At 68.9% G+C, this 15691-nt stretch carries 13 protein-coding genes; 9 read left to right on the top strand and 4 right to left on the bottom strand.

The genetic code is table 11. The features are described from left to right. Positions 1-91: 91 nt before the first annotated feature. The 8 genes from MEU52_RS17885 to MEU52_RS17850 are packed head-to-tail and all read left to right on the top strand — an operon-like array spanning position 92 to position 9871. Complete coding sequence (locus tag MEU52_RS17885; RefSeq protein ID WP_238123187.1) at positions 92-916, top strand: ABC transporter permease; 825 nt, start codon at positions 92-94, stop codon at positions 914-916. Then, on the top strand, positions 913-1668 hold the full coding sequence (locus tag MEU52_RS17880) for an ABC transporter permease (RefSeq protein ID WP_238123188.1): 756 nt from the start codon (positions 913-915) through the stop codon (positions 1666-1668). Before MEU52_RS17885 ends, MEU52_RS17880 begins: the two co-directional genes overlap by 4 nt. A gap of 38 nt (positions 1669-1706) precedes the next feature. Continuing rightward, the gene (locus MEU52_RS17875) at positions 1707-2780 is read left to right on the top strand and encodes an ABC transporter substrate-binding protein (RefSeq protein ID WP_238123189.1); all 1074 of its coding nucleotides are present in this window, start codon (positions 1707-1709) and stop codon (positions 2778-2780) included. A gap of 1 nt (position 2781) precedes the next feature. After that, positions 2782-3537 carry an ABC transporter ATP-binding protein gene (locus MEU52_RS17870; protein ID WP_238123190.1) on the top strand — a complete coding sequence of 252 codons (756 nt, stop codon included), beginning with the start codon at positions 2782-2784 and terminating at the stop codon, positions 3535-3537. 31 nt (positions 3538-3568) lie between these two features. Beyond that, positions 3569-5008 (top strand): MmgE/PrpD family protein, encoded by a 1440-nt coding sequence (locus MEU52_RS17865; protein WP_238123191.1) that lies wholly within the window; start codon positions 3569-3571, stop codon positions 5006-5008. Next, entirely contained in the window at positions 5005-6108 is a 1104-nt protein-coding gene (locus tag MEU52_RS17860) for a DSD1 family PLP-dependent enzyme (RefSeq protein WP_238123192.1), read from the top strand. The genes MEU52_RS17865 and MEU52_RS17860 overlap by 4 nt, the downstream gene beginning before the upstream one ends. A gap of 27 nt (positions 6109-6135) precedes the next feature. Beyond that, positions 6136-8223, top strand: a complete 2088-nt coding sequence (locus MEU52_RS17855; protein WP_238123193.1) for a hydantoinase/oxoprolinase family protein — start codon at positions 6136-6138, stop codon at positions 8221-8223. Between the two features lie 10 nt (positions 8224-8233). Continuing rightward, complete coding sequence (locus MEU52_RS17850; protein ID WP_238123194.1) at positions 8234-9871, top strand: hydantoinase B/oxoprolinase family protein; 1638 nt, start codon at positions 8234-8236, stop codon at positions 9869-9871. A gap of 66 nt (positions 9872-9937) precedes the next feature. Here MEU52_RS17850 and MEU52_RS17845 read toward each other — a convergent pair whose 3' ends face one another. Continuing rightward, complete coding sequence (locus MEU52_RS17845) at positions 9938-10486, bottom strand: cupin domain-containing protein (RefSeq protein WP_238123448.1); 549 nt, start codon at positions 10484-10486, stop codon at positions 9938-9940. 140 nt (positions 10487-10626) lie between these two features. Here MEU52_RS17845 and MEU52_RS17840 point away from each other — a divergent pair, with 140 nt between their 5' ends. Beyond that, the gene (locus MEU52_RS17840; RefSeq protein ID WP_238123195.1) at positions 10627-11976 is read left to right on the top strand and encodes an aspartate aminotransferase family protein; all 1350 of its coding nucleotides are present in this window, start codon (positions 10627-10629) and stop codon (positions 11974-11976) included. An 18-nt stretch (positions 11977-11994) separates the two neighbouring features. On the opposite strand, the gene MEU52_RS17835 is transcribed toward MEU52_RS17840, so the two are convergent. The 3 genes from MEU52_RS17835 to MEU52_RS17825 all read right to left on the bottom strand — a co-directional run bounded on the left by MEU52_RS17835 (position 11995) and on the right by MEU52_RS17825 (position 15682). Further along, a complete protein-coding gene (locus tag MEU52_RS17835; protein WP_238123196.1) occupies positions 11995-13395 on the bottom strand; it encodes an MmgE/PrpD family protein in 1401 nt (466 codons plus the stop codon). A gap of 23 nt (positions 13396-13418) precedes the next feature. Continuing rightward, positions 13419-14174 (bottom strand): SDR family NAD(P)-dependent oxidoreductase, encoded by a 756-nt coding sequence (locus MEU52_RS17830; protein WP_238123197.1) that lies wholly within the window; start codon positions 14172-14174, stop codon positions 13419-13421. Positions 14175-14245: 71 nt separating this feature from the next. Next, positions 14246-15682, bottom strand: coding sequence for an aldehyde dehydrogenase family protein (locus MEU52_RS17825; protein WP_238123198.1), 1437 nt, complete (start codon positions 15680-15682; stop codon positions 14246-14248). Positions 15683-15691: the final 9 nt, after the last annotated feature.

Raw genomic sequence — 15691 nt, 5'->3', positions numbered from 1 at the left:
CAACCTGACTAGACAGCTAGTCAACTATGTGTCTAACTTTATCGTAACAGATGCGAGGGCGTAAGCCCCGAACCCTCCAGGGCCGATGGGAATGACGATCGAAACCGATGCCCCTGCCGCCGCGCCCGGACGCGCGGCCCGGCCGCCCGGCCCGAGAACGGGCCAGCGGTCCTTCGGCTTCCTTTATGCCGCCTCCATCGCCGCCGGGCTCGTGATCTGGCAGGTGGTGGCGCAGGGCTATTCCAGCTTCGTCCTGGCTTCTCCGGTGGCGGTGGCCGCCCGGCTGTGGAGCATGATCGCGAGCGGCGAGCTGCCGCTGGCCCTGGCAGGCTCCATGCAGCAGATGGTGGTGGGCTATGCCATCGCCTGCGCCATCGCCATTCCGGTGGGCATGGCCATGGGCCGGGTGCGCTTCATCAACGACCTGCTCGATCCCATCGTGAACCTCGTCTATGCGGTGCCGAGCGTCGCCTGGGTGCCATTCATCATGATCTGGTTCGGCCTCTACTTCGAGGCCCGGGTCGCCCTGGTGGTGATGATGTGCGTGTTCGACATGATCATCGTCGTCAGCACCGGCGCCCGCAATGCCGACCAGAAGCTGCTGAACGTCGGCCGCTCGTTCGGCGCCAGCCCCTGGCAGCGCACCCGGCTGGTGCTGTTGCCCGAGAGCCTGCCCTTCCTCTTCACCGCCTTGCGCATCGGCGTGGTGCGGGCGGTGAATGCCATGATCACCGCCGAGCTGTTCCTTGCCGCGGTCAATCTCGGCGCCATCATGAAGCAGGCGGCGGTGCGGCTCGACAGTGCCGCGGTGCTGGGGCTTCTGGTGGTGCTGAGCCTCCTGGGCCTCGCCCTTCAGGAAGCGTTGCTGCTGGTGGAACGGCGCGTGTGCATCTGGCGTCCGAGGGCTCACGCATGATCGGCCGCTCGCTCCCCGTGAACATCCTCGGCATCGTGCTGCTGCTGGGGTTGTGGCAGCTCGCCGGCCAGCATCTGGGCGATGCGCTTCTGGCGACCCCTGTGCAGGCCGCCGGCGCCCTCGGCACCATCCTCGTCGATCCCGCCTTCTGGGCCGCCCTGTGGCGCATGATGTGGATGATGATGATCGGCTATGTGCTGGCGCTGGTGGTGGGGGTGCCGCTGGGCATCGCCATGGGCCGCAACGCGGTGGTCAATGCTATCGTGAAGCCCTGGGCCGCCATGTGCATCGTCATCTCGGCGGCGGCCATCGTGCCCCTGTTCATCATTCTCATGGGGCGCGGGCTGGTGTTCAGCACCGCCATCGTGTTCGTGGTGACGGTCTGGTACGTGGTGGTCTCGGTGACAGAGGCTGCGCGCGCCGTCTCCCTGCGCCTCGTCAATGTGGCGCGCTCGTTCGGTGCCTCCGATGTCCAGCGCTTCCGCTATGTGATCCTGCCGGCGTTGCATCCTTATGTGATGATCGCCGCCCGGGTCGGCTTCGTGCATGCGCTGCGCGCCATGGTCACCGCCGAGATGTTCATCTCCGCCGGCTATGGCGGCCTGCTGAACGATGCCGGGCTCGATTTGTCCACGGCGCCGCTGTTCGCGCTGATCGTCATTTTGATGGTGGTCTCGGTCTCCGCCACTGCCCTCATGCGCTGGGTCGCCCACCGGGCCGCCCCCTGGTACGCGAGCCGGACCCGCGAGTGATGAGGCGTCTCCCCCATAACAAGCCAGAGGATCAACAGATGTCGCACTTCGACCATGTGAGCCGGCGCGGCTTCCTGCGCGCCGGAGCGGGCGCCGGCCTTGCCGCGGGGCTGGGTGGCCTGGGGGTGATCACCTTGGGTCCGGTGCCGGGGGCGCTGGCCCAGACCGGCCGGGTGCTGAAGGTGAACACGCTCGCCTCCGCCGCCGCCATCAACGTGCCCATGCAGGCCGCGCTCCGTTCGCTGCTGCCGCAGATCCCCGGCTATGGCGAGCCCGAGGTGCGACCCACCAAGAAGATCCCGCAGATTGCCCAGGAGGTGATCGCCGGCGCCGCCGATTTCGGCGATGCGGACGTGGCCTCCACCCTGGCGGCCGCGGAAGCCGGCGCCGACGTCAAGATCATCGGCCTGTCCTACAACAACACCTCGCAGGTGGTGGTGTCGAACGCCGATAAGGTGAAGAGTCTGGAGCAGATTGCCGAGCAGGGCGGTACCATCGCCGTCAATTCCATCGGCGACTTCATGTATGTGATGCTGGTGGGCGCCCTCATCAAGCGTAAGATCGACCCGAAGAAGATCAACTTCATCGAGATGGGATCTTCCGGCGATCGCGCCCGTGCCCTCATCGCCGGCCGGGTGGATGCGGTGCCCATGCATGTGGAGCAGGCCGCCGAGCTTGCCACCCGGGGCAATTACCAGATCCTGGTGAAGCCCTGGCAGGAGTTCGGCAACTGGTTCAGCGCCATTGTCATGACCACCGCCAAGTGGCTGGAGCCGGACGAGAACAAGGCGGCCGCCGTGGCCCTGCTGAAGGCGGTGCTCACCTCCTTCCGCAAGACCAATTCCGACTATGCCTGGTACAAGCAGCAGGTGGCCACCTACGCCTCCTCCAAGGAGCTCAAGGCGGCCGATGACGCTGTCCTGAAGCCGGTGTGGGAGACCCTGACCAAGGACATCAAGGCCTTCCCGAACGACATGCAGACCATGACGGCGGATGAATTCGCCAAGATGATCCCGGTCTACAAGGAGGCCGGCGCGCTCACGGGCACGCTGAAGCTCGAAAACATCATCGATCGCACCTATGTGGATCGCGCGGTGAAAGAGCTCGCCTGAAATGGCTCATCTTTCCGTCAAGAACGTCTCCAAGGCCTTCGGCGGCGCACCGGTGCTGGTGGATCAGTCGCTGGAGGTGGAGGAGGGCGAGTTCGTCGCGCTCCTCGGCCCCTCCGGCTGCGGCAAGTCCACCTTGCTGCAGATCATCAACGGCCTGGTGCCGGCGGATTCCGGAACCATCCTGCTGGATGGCAAGGACATCACCGGCAAGACCGGCACCGGTCGCGGCATGGTGTTCCAGGGGGCGGACCTGTTCCCCTGGCGCACCGCCTTGGAGAACGTCGCCTTCGGGCTGGAGGTGATGGGTGTCGGCAAGGCCGAGCGGCTGGAGCAGGCCCGGCATTACCTGCACCTCGTCGGCCTTGGCGGCTTCGAGCACGCCTGGCCGCACCAGCTCTCCGGCGGCATGCAGCAGCGGGTGGGCATCGCCCGCGCCTTCTGCATCCGCCCCAGCCTGCTCTTGATGGACGAGCCGTTCGGCGCCCTCGACGTGCAGACCCGCGACATCCTGCAGGACGAGCTGGTCCGCATCTGGGAAGCGGAGCGCAAGATGGTGCTGTTCGTCACCCACGGCATCGAGGAAGCGCTCTACCTCGCCGATCGCATCCTGGTGTTCAGCAAGCGCCCGGCCCATGTGCTGCGGGAAATCGTGGTGCCGTTCGCCCGGCCCCGGCAGGAGAGCATGAAGCTCGATCCCGCCTTCCTGGACCTGCGGCGGGAGATCTCCGATCTCCTCCGACACGACATCCACGCCTGAACCCGTATCCCTGCGTGACGCCATGAACCAGATGACCCCTGCCCGCACGCCCGCTGCCCGCACGCCCCTGCCGCCCGCCGATCCCGCGATCGGACGGGCCGTCGCCACCACCCTCGCCGGCCTCAGCTTCGAGGATCTCCCGGCGGATGTGGTGCGCATCGTCAAGTTGTTCACCCTCGATACCCTGGGGGTGATCGGCGGCGCGGCGCGGGCGCCGGGCATGGCCGAATTGACCGCCGCCCTGTCGGCCTGGGAGGCCTGCGGAAAGGCGACGATGCTGCTCACCGGCCGCACCGCCAACCCCGCCACCGCCGCGCTCGCCAATGGCGCCGCCGCCCACAGCCTCGATTTCGACGACCAGCATGATCCGGCCCGGGTGCATGTGTTCTGCGTGGTGCTGCCGGCTGTGCTGGCGGCGGTGGAGGCGAAGGAGACCCCGGTTTCCGGCCGCGAGATGATTACGGCGCTGGCGGTGGGCGTGGAAGTGTTCTGCCGGCTCGGCCTCACCTGCTACAATTCGCTGGGGAAGGGCTGGCACCCCACCACGGCGCTCGGCACCATCTCCGCCGCCGCGGCGGCCGCCAAGGTGTTCGGGCTCGATGCCGAGCACACGCTGAACGCTTTGGCCCTCGCCTTCGTGCAATTGTCCGGCACCACCCAGTTCATCGCCGACGGGGCGCTGGCGAAGCGGGTCGGGCCCGGCTTTGCCGCCCGTTCCGGCGTGCTCGCCGCCCATCTCGCCGCCAACGGCATCACTGGTCCGGTGCGGTTCCTGGAGGGCGAGGCGGGCCTGTTCAAGCTCTATGAGCGGGGCGAGGTGAAGCCGGAAATTCTCACCGAGGGGCTCGGCACGTCCTGGCACGTGCGCGACCTCTCCATGAAGCCCTATCCATGCTGCCGCTGCGTGCACACCACCATCCAGCTGGCGCTGGAGCTGCGGGCGCAGGGGGTGAAGCCGCAAGACATCGTGCGCGGCACCATCGAATTGAGCGAGGTGAACCGCAAGATCGTCGGCGCGCCGTTCGATCGCACCCATGCCAATCCCGTGGTGCATGCCCAGTTCAACGCCGCTTATGCCTTCGCCGCCGCGCTGGTGGATGGCGGCGTGGAGATCGGCAGCTTCACGCCCGATCGCATCCGCGCCGATGACGTGGCGTTCGCCGCCCGCTTCTCCACCATCGCCGGTGCCGATATCGAACCCACCGCCATCGCCCCCGCCCGGGTGGTGCTGGAGCTTGCCGACGGCCGCACCCTGGTGGCCGAGCGCCAGACCATGAAGGGCGCCCCCGAGGAGCCCATGAGCGAGGCGGAGGTGTTCGCCAAATTCGCCTCCTGCCTGCGCTGGGGCTTCAACGCCCCCGACGCGCCGGTGGCGGCGCTGCAGGCGACGGTGATGAATCTCGACGCGCTGGACGAGGCCCGCGACGTGGTGAGCCTGTTCCTCGCCTGCCGGCCGGAGGTGCTGAAGTGAGCGGCTTCGCCGAGCTGATCGGCGCCCCCCTCGACGCCATCGATACCCCGGCGCTGCTGGTGGATCTCGACATCATGGAGCGCAATCTCCAGAGCATCGTCGGCGTCTGCCGGGCCGCCGGCGTCAACTGGCGGCCGCACTGCAAGGTGCACAAGTCCCCGGACATGGCGCGCCTGGAGATGGCGGCGGGTGCCATCGGCATCACCTGCGCCAAGGTCTCGGAAGCCGAGATGCTGGTGGATGCGGGCATTTCCGACATCCTCATCGCCAACCAAGTGGTGGGCCCTATCAAGATCGCCCGCCTGATGCGCCTGCAGGCCCGCGCCGACGTGGCGGTGGCGGTGGACGGGCCGGACAATGTGGCGGCGCTGGCCGCCGCCGCGGTCAAGGCCGGGGTTGTCCTCCGGGTGTTCATCGAGGTGGATACGGGCACCGCCCGCGCCGGCGTGCTGCCGGGGGCGCCGGTGCTCGATCTGGCGCGCGTCATCACCACCTATCCGTCGCTGCGTCTCACCGGGGTGATGACTTGGGAGGGCCACACCACCCGCATCGCTGATCCTGAGGAGAAGCGCCACGCCATCACCGCGGCGGTGGGCTCCCTGGTGGCGAGCGCCGATCTGTGCCGGGCCCAGGGCATCCCCGTCGACATCGTGAGCTGCGGTGGCACCGGCACCTATGCCACCTCGGCCTTCGTGCCCGGTGTCACCGAGATCCAGGCCGGCGGCATCCTGTTCGGCGACGTGCATTATCACGACCTCTACCACGTGCCGCTCGAATATGCGCTGACGGTGCTGGCCACCGTCACCAGCCGGCCGACGCCTACCCGCATCATCACCGATGCCGGCAAGAAGGCCATGAGCACCGATGCCGGCACGCCGGTGCCGCTCGATGTGCCGCAGGTGGCGCAGGTGGGCTTTTCCGCCGAGCACGGCAAGATCGAGCTGGCCGCGCCCAGCGCCACCCCGCGGGTGGGCGATCGGCTGCGCTACGTGGTGGGCTATGCCGACACCACCGTGCATCTCCACAGCGAAATCTACGCCATACGCGACGGGCGCATCGCCCATGTGTGGCCCATCCCCGCGGGCGCGCGGCTGCGCTGAGCCCGTTCAAACATCGACGGAACCAACATGAAGCGGACTTCCTATCGCCTCGGTGTGGACATCGGGGGCACCTTCACCGATGTCGTGCTGATGCGGGATGACGGCACCATCTTCAGCAAGAAGGTGCTTTCGACGCCGAAGGACTACAGCCAGGGCATCGAAACCGGCGTCTCGGCGCTGCTCGCCGAGCTGTCGGTGGACGCGGCCGACATCGGCGAGTTCGTGCACGCCACCACCGTGGCCACCAACACCATCATCGAGCGCAAGGGCGCCAAGGTGGGCCTTGTCACCACCCGCGGCTTCCGCGACGTGCTGGAAATCGGCCGCTACCGCACCCCACGCCTCTACGACATCCATTATCGCAAGCCCGATCCCCTGGTGGAGCGGCGCCTGCGCCTGGAGGTGGAAGGCCGCATCGACGCCGGTGGCGCCGAGCTGATCCCCCTCGACCGCGACAGCCTGGAGGCAGCGGCCGCCACCCTGAAGGCGGAAGGGGTGGAGGCGGTCTCCGTCACCTTCATCAATTCCTACGTCAATGCCAGCCACGAGCGCGAGGCGGCGGCGATCCTGGCCGAGCGCCTGCCCGGCGTGCCGGTGACCGCCTCGGTGGACCTGCTGCCGCAGCTCGGTGAATACGAGCGCACCAGCACCACGGTGGTGAATTCCTATATCCGCCCGGTGGTGGGCCGCTATGTGGATGCCCTGAAGGCGCGGCTCGACCGGCTCGGCATCACCGCGCCGCTGATGATCATGCAGTCGAGCGGCGGCATTTCCCCCGGCGACGTGGTGGCGCGCCAGCCCATCGACATCATCGAGAGCGGCCCCGCCGCCGGCGTGCTGGGCGGCCAGCGGCTGGGCGTGAAGATCGACGTGGGCGACATGCTGGTGTTCGACATGGGCGGCACCACCGCCAAGGCCACCGTCATCGAGCAGCACGCCTTCTCGCTCTGCCCCGAGACCGAGGTGGGCGGCGGCGCCGCGCTCGGCACGCGCATGATCAAGGGCGCCGGCTATCCGGTGCAGGTGCCCACTATCGATATCGCCGAGGTGGGGGCGGGCGGCGGCTCCATCGCCGCCAGCGATGCCGCCGGCGGCCTTCTGGTGGGCCCGCGCAGCGCCGGCGCCGAGCCCGGCCCGGTGGCCTATGGCCGGGGCGGCACCGACCCCACCGTCACCGACGCCAATCTGCTGCTGGGCTATCTCAACCCGAAGGCCCTGGTGAGCGGCGAGCTCTCCCTCGACATTGAGGGCGCGCGGACGGCCATGGCGGCCCTGGGCGAGAAGGTGGGGCTCTCCATCACCGACACTGCTTACGGCATCCATGCCATCGCCGATGCCACCATGCTGCGCGCCCTGCGCGGTGTGTCCTCTGAGAAGGGGCGCGATCCCTCCCAGTACACCATGCTCGCCATCGGCGGGAACGGGCCGGTGCATGCCTGCACCCTGGCCCATGCCGCCGGCATGACGCGCATCGTGGTGCCGCCGGTGGCCGGCCTGTTCAGCGCCCTGGGCATGCTGTTCGCCGATGTGGAGCACCAACTGGTGGCGGCTTTCTACAAGCGCCTCGCCGAGGTGGACCGCGCCGCCCTCGATGCCGCCGCCGCGCCTTTGGTGGCGCGCGGGGTGGAGATGCTGCTCTCGGAGGGCTTCCGGGACGCGAGCCGGCGTCATCTCGCCCTGTTCGCCAATCTGCGCTACCTCGGCCAGACCGCGCCGCTCACCCTGCCGGTGCCGGAGGGCGAGAATGCCCTGGCGGAGCTGGAAGCCGCCTTCCATGCGGAGCACCGTGCTGTGTTCGGCTATGCCTCGCCGGGGGAGGCGATCCAGTTCGTGTCCCTGAAGCTGGTGTGCCACGGCGTGCCGGAAGCCCCGCGCATGCCCGACCATGTGCAGCGTGGCGCCGAGAAGACCGCCGCCCAGACCGCGCGGCGCGCCTTCTTTGGCGAGGCCGGCTGGATCGAAACGCCGGTGATGCCGCGCCGCGCCCTCACCGCGCGCCCCATCGCCGGCCCGCTCATCATCGAGGAATACGACACTACGGTGGTGGTGTTGCCCGGCTGGGATGCGGCCATCGACGACTGGAACAATGTGGTGCTCACGCGCCGCCCCGCTTGAGGAGAGAAACATGATCACCATTGATCCGGTGCGCCGGGAGCTCCTCAAGAACGCCCTGGTCACCACCGCCGACAACGCGCTGGTGATGGTGACGCGCACCGCGCGCACCTCCAACGTTAAGAACTCCATGGACTTCTCGGCCGCCGTCTGCGACGCGCAGGGCCGGCTGGTGGCCCAGGGCCTCGCCGTGCCGGTGCATCTTGGCGTGGTGATGCCGGCGCTGGAAGCCTGCCTCGCCCATTTCGGCGACGACATCCATGAAGGCGACGTGCTGGCCAGCAACGATCCCTATTCGGGCTGCAGCCACCTGAACGACATCTTCACCTTCAAGCCGGTCTATGTGGACGGCCGGCGGGTGGCCATCGTCAGCCTCATCCTGCACCATTCGGACCTCGGCGGCCGGGTGCCCGGCGGCAATGCCGCCGACAGCATGGAGGTGTTCGAGGAGGGGCTGCGTATTCCGCCGGTGAAGATGGTGCAAAAGGGGGTGCCCAACGAGACCCTCATGCGCATCATCGCGTTCAATACCCGCGTGCCGGACCGGGTGATGGGCGATGTGCGGGCCCAGCTCGCCGCTTTGGACGCCGCCGCCGCCGAGGTGGAGAAGCTCGCCCGCAGCTGGCAGCCCGACGTGCTCGAAGCCTATCTCGACGACCTCATCAATTACGCCGAGACCCTGACCCGCGCCGACATCGCCGCGCTGCCCGACGGCGAGGTGGAGTTCGTGGAGTGGAACGATGACGACGGCGTCGGCAACGGGCCCATCCGCATCCACCTGAAGCTGACCAAAAAGGGCAGCGAGATCATCGCCGATTTTTCGCAGACCGACGATGACAAGGGCGGGGCGGTGCATTGCAACCGGGCCTTCGCCGTTTCCTGCACCTATGCCGCCATCCGCACCGTGCTCGGCCCGCAGATCCCCAACAATGCGGGGCTCTATCGCGCCATCACCGTGAACACCCGGCCGGGCACCTTCGTGGACGTGAGCTTCCCGGCGGCGGTGGGCTCGCGCGGGCAGGTGGGCTTCCGGCTGCGCTCCATCGTGCTCGGGGCCCTGGCGCTGCTGCTGCCCGGCCGCATGCCGGCCTGTGCCGGCGGCTCGGAATTCGCCATCGCCGCCTCCGGGGCGGACGGGGCGGGCCGGCGCTTCCTGCATCTGGAATTCCACAACAACACCAGCCTCGGCGGCGGGCCCGATGCCGATGGGCAGGATGCCGGCCCCTATTGCATCGGCAATCTCGCCAATGTGCCGGTGGAGCTGATCGAGGCGGAAAACCCGCTGCGGATCGACGAATACGGCTTCCTGCCGGATACCGGCGGCGCCGGGCGCTATCGCGGCGGGCTCGGCCTGGTGCGGCAGTATCGGCTGCTGGCGGACGACGTGCAGGTGCAGGTGCGCTCCGATCGTTTCAAGTCCCAGCCCTTCGGCCTGTTCGGCGGTGAGGGCGGCGCCCATGCCCGCTCCATTCTCAATCCGGGCACGGCGGCGGCGGAGCCTCTGCCCTCCAAATTCACCCGCCGCTTCAACGCCGGCGACGTGCTGCGCTTCGAGATGGCGGGTGCCGGCGGCTATGGCCCGGCCGAGGAGCGCGACCCCGCCGCCATCGCCGAGGACATCCGCCAGGGCAAGGTGACCGCCGCCAGCTGACGGTTGCGCCTGAGAAACATGAGATCGCGCCGGGCACCCCGCCCGGCGCGATCTTGCGTTGGGGGGTCAGAAGCTCGGCGGGGTCAGGGCACTGACCAGCTCGCACGGCTCGGGTCCCACGCAGCGGAAGCGATGGGGCCGGCGGCTCTCGAAATAATAAGCGTCGCCCGGCCCGAGGATGCGCCGCTCGCCATCCACCGTCACCTCCAGCCGGCCGGACAGGATGATGCCGCCTTCCTCCCCCTCGTGGGCGAGGGGCACCCGGCCGGTATCGGCACCGGGGGCGTAGTGCTCCTTCAAGATCTGCAGGGCCCGGCCGAACAGGCTGTCGCCGATCTGGCGATAGGAGATGGCGCCCTTGCCGATCTCCACCAATTCTTCGGCCGCATAGAACACCTGGGTGGGCTTCTCCGGCTCCAGAGCGAAAAATTCCGCAAGGCCGATGGGGATGCCGTCGAGGATGCGCTTCAGCGCCCCCACCGAGGGGTTCACCGCATTGGATTCGATCAGCGAGATGGAGGAATTGGTGACCCCGGCGCGCTTGGCGAGGGCCCGCTGGGAGAGGCCATGCCGGGTGCGCACGAAGCGCAGCCGCGCGCCCACATCCATCTCCATGGCATCCCCCTGTTTCACGCGTTCAAGATCCGCAACAGATGCGATCACGATCATTAGAAATCAGTAGGTTGTGGGAATCAAGAAAAGGACTTGTTGGCAAATCGCGAACCGGATCTGCTGGCCGCGAAGGAGACCTTCCGATGACCGCTGCCCCCAAGCCCGCCTTGTCCAACGCCGCCCCGCTCGATGCCTATTGGATGCCCTTTACCGCCAACCGCCAGTTCAAGGCGGCGCCGCGGCTGCTGGCTGCGGCCGAGGGCATGTATTACACCACCGTGGACGGGGCGAAGGTGCTGGATGGCACGGCGGGCCTGTGGTGCGTGAACGCCGGCCACGGCCGCGCCAGCATCGCCGAGGCGGTGGGGCGGCAGCTCGCCACCCTCGATTATGCGCCCTCCTTCCAGATGGGCCATCCGCTCGCCTTTGAATTCGCCGAACGGCTCGCGGCCATCGCCCCCGGCGGGCCGGAGGCGGGGCTCGACCGCGTCTTCTTCACCGGCTCCGGTTCGGAATCGGTGGATACGGCGCTGAAGATCGCGCTCGCCTATCAGCGCGCCATTGGCCAGGGCACCCGCACCCGGCTCATCGGCCGCGAGCGCGGCTATCACGGGGTGGGCTTCGGCGGCATCTCGGTGGGCGGCCTCGTCAACAACCGGCGCACCTTCGGCCCGCTGCTGCCGGGGGTGGATCACCTGCGCCACACCCATGATCCCGCCCGCAACCGCTTCGTGCGCGGCCTGCCCGAGCATGGGGTGGAACTGGCGGACGATCTGGAGCGCCTGGTGGGCCTGCATGGGGCGGATACCATCGCCGCTGTCATCGTCGAGCCCATGGCCGGTTCCACCGGCGTGCTGCTGCCGCCCAAGGGCTATCTGGAGCGGCTGCGGGAGATCACCAAAAAATACGGCATCCTGCTGATTTTCGATGAGGTCATCACAGGTTTCGGTCGCCTGGGCGCGCCCTTCGCCACCGACTATTTCGGCGTGGTGCCGGATCTCGTGACCACCGCCAAGGGCATCACCAACGGCGCCGTGCCCATGGGTGCGGTGTTCGTGAGCCGGGCGGTGCATGATGCGATGATGCAGGGGCCGGTGGAGGCCATCGAGCTGTTCCACGGCTACACCTATTCCGGCCATCCGGTGGCCTGTGCCGCCGGTCTCGCCACCCTCGACATCTATGCGGAAGAGGGCCTGCTCACCCGTGGCGCCGGCCTGGCCGATCTGTGGGCGGACACCATGCACGGCCTGAAAGCCGCGCCCCATGTGTCGGACATCCGCACCATCGGCCTCGTCGCGGGCATCGAGCTGGAGTCCCGGCCCGGCGCGCCGGGAGCGCGCGCCTATGACGTGTTCGTGGACTGCCTCGCCAAGGGCCTGTTGATCCGCGTCACCGGCGACATCATCGCTTTGTCGCCGCCGCTGATCGTCACGCCGGCGCAGATCGGCGAGATGGCGGAGATCCTCGCCGGAGCCATCGCCCGTGCGGCGTGATGCGGGCGGCGCGGCCCTTCAGCCCGGGCGGGCGAGGGTCGCGCGCAGCTCCGACAGCCAGGGGGAGAGGGTCGCCATCTCCCCCAGCCGCAGCCCCTGTTCGAACAATTGCTCCACCGTCTCCGCATCGGCATGGGGCGCGGCCCGCAGCAGGCAGTCCCGCCATTTGGCGCGCAATTGCGCGGGGGTGACCGGATCGGCCGGCGAGCCGGGCGGAAGGGTCACCGTGTGGGACAAACTCTGCCCGGTGGCGGTGGTGATCCGCACCATCACCGGCGCGTGGGCGATGGCGGCGCCGGAGAGTGCGGCGCCTGGGCGCTCGGCGAGGGTGATGTCGTGCAGGCGGGCCTGGATCGGCGGCCGCATGACCTGCTCATCGGTGAAGCTCGCCAGGGTGATCTCCCCATCGGCCAGCGCGGCGGCGACACAATAGGGCCCGCTGAACAGCGCCTCGAGCCCGGTGCGCGGAAAGGGATGGATCAGCGGGCCGCTGCCGCCGGGCGGCATCTCCACGTGAGCGGCGCGCACCGTGGTAAGATCCAGCCCGTGGGCGCGGCGCAAGGCGAGGGTGGCCTCGGCGATCTTGTGCAGCATGTAGCAGCACGGATAGCGCTTCTGCTCAAACCCCGGCTCCACCAGCGCGAACGGCGCGCCGAGGCGGATGGCGCCCAGCCCGGACGTTTCCCCGCCGGAGAACGCATGGAGAAAGCCCACCGGCCCGTCGAAGGCCTCCTGAGCGCCGGTGACGCCGGCGGTCGCCCATTGCACCGCTTTGAGGCCATGGGCGGCGGCCAGCCCCACATGCAGGGATTTCACCGGCGTGCCGAAATTGGCCCGGATGCCGCCGGCGAGGCTGGCGGCCATGGCTAAGGCGTGGCCGGCTTGGCGGGCATCGAGCCCCATGAGGCGGGCGCCGGCGGCCGCCGCGCCGAGGGGGCCGAGAACGGCGGTGGCGTGGAAGCCGAGGCCATAGGGCTGAAAGCCCATGGCTTCGCCCACCCGGATCATCACCTCGGTGCCCACCGCGAAGGCGGCAAGGATCGCCCGGCCGGACTGGCCGCACGACAGCGGCAGGAGGCTTGCGAGCACCGGCGCGCTGGGATGGCACAGAGCCAGCATGCTCACGTCGTCATAATCGAGCACGTGGCTCGCGACGCCGAACAGTAGCGCCGCGTCGTCCGCCCGGTAGGTGAGCGGCGCCCAGAAGGACGGCGTGCCGGCCACCGATCCATCCCTGGGCAGGGTGGCGGCCAGCTGCAGCGCCGCCGGCTCGCGCCCGCCCGCCAGGGTCACGGCCAGGGTATCGAGCAGCAGCGGGATGGCCCGCGCCGTCACCTCAGCCGGGATCTCCGCCGAAGTGATGAAGGTGGCGAGGGCGCCGGTCGAGCCGGCGCCAGGGGCATCCTGCGGCGTCTCCATCGCGTGCTCCCCGCCGTTGGCGCTCAGTTGTAGTGGGCGCCGGCGTTGAGGCCGATGATCTGGCCACTGATGTAGTGGCTGTCATCGGAGGCGAGGAACAAAGCGATGCCGATCATATCCTTGACCCCGCCCTTCTTGCGGATGGCCTGGGAGGCGATCACCCCCGCCCACTGGTCTTCTGTGATGGTCTTGCGCGGCACCTCGGTGGCGATGCCGTGGGGGCTGATGGCGTTGACATTGATGTCGAATGGCCCGAGCTCGGTGGCGAGCACCCGGGTCAGCGCCACCACGGCGCCCTTGGAGCACACATAATGGGCGTAGCCGGGCCGGCCCGTATCCACCACCACCGACGACATGTTGATGATCTTGCCGTAGCGGTTCTGCTTCATGATCGGCGCCACCGCCTTGGCGCACAGGAACACGCCGCGGGTGTTGACCGCGAACATGCGGTCCCACTCCTCCACCGAGATCTCCTCGAACCCCTTCAGGGTGAGGGTGGAGAAGACCGCCGCATTGTTGATGAGGATGTCGATGGAGCCAAAGGCGGCCTTGGCGGCGTCCGCCATGGCGCGGGTGCTGGCCTCGTCGGACACGTCGGTGGCCACCGCGATGGCCTTGCCGCCGTCCGCCTTCACCTCGTCCGCAACCGCCGTGGCGGCTGCAAGATTGGTGTCGGCGATGACGATGGCGGCACCGCGGCTGCCGAAGGCCAGGGCATAGGCCCGGCCGATGCCCTGGCCGCCGCCGGTGATCACCACAACTTTGTCGGTAAAGCTCATGACGCGGGCTCCTGAAGCCAGGTGGGATGCCCGCGCGGCCCCCGGCCGCAGGCGGGCGGGGAGCAAGGATATCAGCCGTGGCCGAAGATGGATTTGACTTCCAGATAGCTCTCAAGGCCGTAGCGGCCCCATTCCGAGCCGTTGCCGGACGCCTTGTAGCCGCCGAACGGGGCGGCGAAATCGGAGAAGGCGCCGTTGAGATGCACCATGCCGGCGCGGATGCGCCGGGCGACGCGGCGGGCGCGATCGAGATCCGCCGACCAGACGTAGCTGGAGAGGCCATAGGCGGTGTCGTTGGCAATGCCGATCGCCTCTTCCTCATGGTCATAGGGGATGAGGCAGGCGACCGGGCCGAAGATCTCCTCGCGGGCGATGCGCATGGCATTGTCGACGCCGGAGAACACGGTGGGCCGCACGTAAAAGCCCACGTCGAGCCCGTCCGGGCGGCCAAGGCCGCCGGTGACGAGCCGGGCGCCGGCCGCGAGGCCATCGGCGATCAGCGCCTGGATGTGGGCGAACTGGCGGGCATTCACCACCGGGCCCATGACGGTGGCGTCATCGCCGGGCGGACCGACGATCATCGCTTCGGCGGTCTGGCGGGCCACGGCTTCGGCCTCCGCGAGGCGGGCGCGGGGCACCAACAGGCGGGTCGGCGCGTCGCAATTCTGGCCGCTGTTGAGGAAGGCGCCCTTGAGGGTGGCGCTCACCGCCTTGTCCAGCGGCGCATCGTCGAGGATCAAAGCGGGGGACTTGCCGCCCAGTTCCTGGTGCACCCGCTTGACGCTCTCCGCCGCCGCCTGGGCGACCGCGACGCCGCCCCGGTTGGAGCCGGTGAAAGACACCATGTCCACATCCCGGTGGCGCGACAGGGCGGCGCCGACGCCGGCGCCGGTGCCGTTCACCAGGTTGAACACGCCCGCTGGCACCCCGGCCTCATGCAGGATTTCGGCAAACAGGAGGGCGGAAAGCGGGGCTTCCTCGCTGGGCTTCAGCACCATGGTGCAGCCGGCGGCGAGCGCCGGCGCCACCTTGCAGCCGATCTGGTTCATCGGCCAGTTCCAGGGGGTGATGAGGGCGCACACGCCGATGGGTTCGCGCACCACGCGGGTGGTGCCCATCTGCTCTTCCCCATCAAAGCCGCGCAGCGCCTCCGCGGCCTGCCGCAGGTGGGCGAGGCCGGCGGCCGCCTGGGCGCGCCTGGCGATGCGCTTGGGCGCGCCCATCTCCTGCGAGATGGCCGTGGCCAGGTCGTCGAGGCGAGCCTCGTAGAGTGTGGCGATGCGCTCCAGCAGCGCCACCCGCTCGGCGGCGGGGGTGGTGCTGAAGCGGGCGAAGGCCGCGCGGGCGGCGGCCACGGCCGCATCCACATCCTGTTCGTCGCCCAAGGCGACGCTGCCGATGGGCGCCTCGGTCGCCGGGTCGATGAGCGCGACGCGCTCTGCGGAGGCCGGGGCGCGCCAGGCGCCGTCGATATAGAAGTCGAGAAGGTGGGAGCTGGGATGAGCCATGACCGCCTG

This window comes from Xanthobacter sp. NM-25 (assembly GCF_022138605.1).
In the GTDB taxonomy this organism is placed as follows: Bacteria; Pseudomonadota; Alphaproteobacteria; order Rhizobiales; family Xanthobacteraceae; genus Xanthobacter.
The sequence above is the reverse complement of the archived record's forward strand: the minus strand, read 5'-3'. Positions and strand labels throughout refer to the sequence as shown.

Bases quoted from the DNA above. Each gene is read 5' to 3' on its own strand.
- MEU52_RS17835 (WP_238123196.1), bottom strand. From the start codon at position 13,395: ATGGAGACGCCGCAGGATGCCCCTGGCGCCGGCTCGACCGGCGCCCTC.
- MEU52_RS17870 (WP_238123190.1), top strand. From the start codon at position 2,782: ATGGCTCATCTTTCCGTCAAGAACGTCTCCAAGGCCTTCGGCGGCGCA.
- MEU52_RS17855 (WP_238123193.1), top strand. From the start codon at position 6,136: ATGAAGCGGACTTCCTATCGCCTCGGTGTGGACATCGGGGGCACCTTC.
- MEU52_RS17840 (WP_238123195.1), top strand. From the start codon at position 10,627: ATGACCGCTGCCCCCAAGCCCGCCTTGTCCAACGCCGCCCCGCTCGAT.
- MEU52_RS17865 (WP_238123191.1), top strand. From the start codon at position 3,569: ATGACCCCTGCCCGCACGCCCGCTGCCCGCACGCCCCTGCCGCCCGCC.
- MEU52_RS17880 (WP_238123188.1), top strand. From the start codon at position 913: ATGATCGGCCGCTCGCTCCCCGTGAACATCCTCGGCATCGTGCTGCTG.
- MEU52_RS17845 (WP_238123448.1), bottom strand. From the start codon at position 10,486: ATGGAGATGGATGTGGGCGCGCGGCTGCGCTTCGTGCGCACCCGGCAT.
- MEU52_RS17885 (WP_238123187.1), top strand. From the start codon at position 92: ATGACGATCGAAACCGATGCCCCTGCCGCCGCGCCCGGACGCGCGGCC.
- MEU52_RS17830 (WP_238123197.1), bottom strand. From the start codon at position 14,174: ATGAGCTTTACCGACAAAGTTGTGGTGATCACCGGCGGCGGCCAGGGC.
- MEU52_RS17825 (WP_238123198.1), bottom strand. From the start codon at position 15,682: ATGGCTCATCCCAGCTCCCACCTTCTCGACTTCTATATCGACGGCGCC.
- MEU52_RS17850 (WP_238123194.1), top strand. From the start codon at position 8,234: ATGATCACCATTGATCCGGTGCGCCGGGAGCTCCTCAAGAACGCCCTG.
- MEU52_RS17875 (WP_238123189.1), top strand. From the start codon at position 1,707: ATGTCGCACTTCGACCATGTGAGCCGGCGCGGCTTCCTGCGCGCCGGA.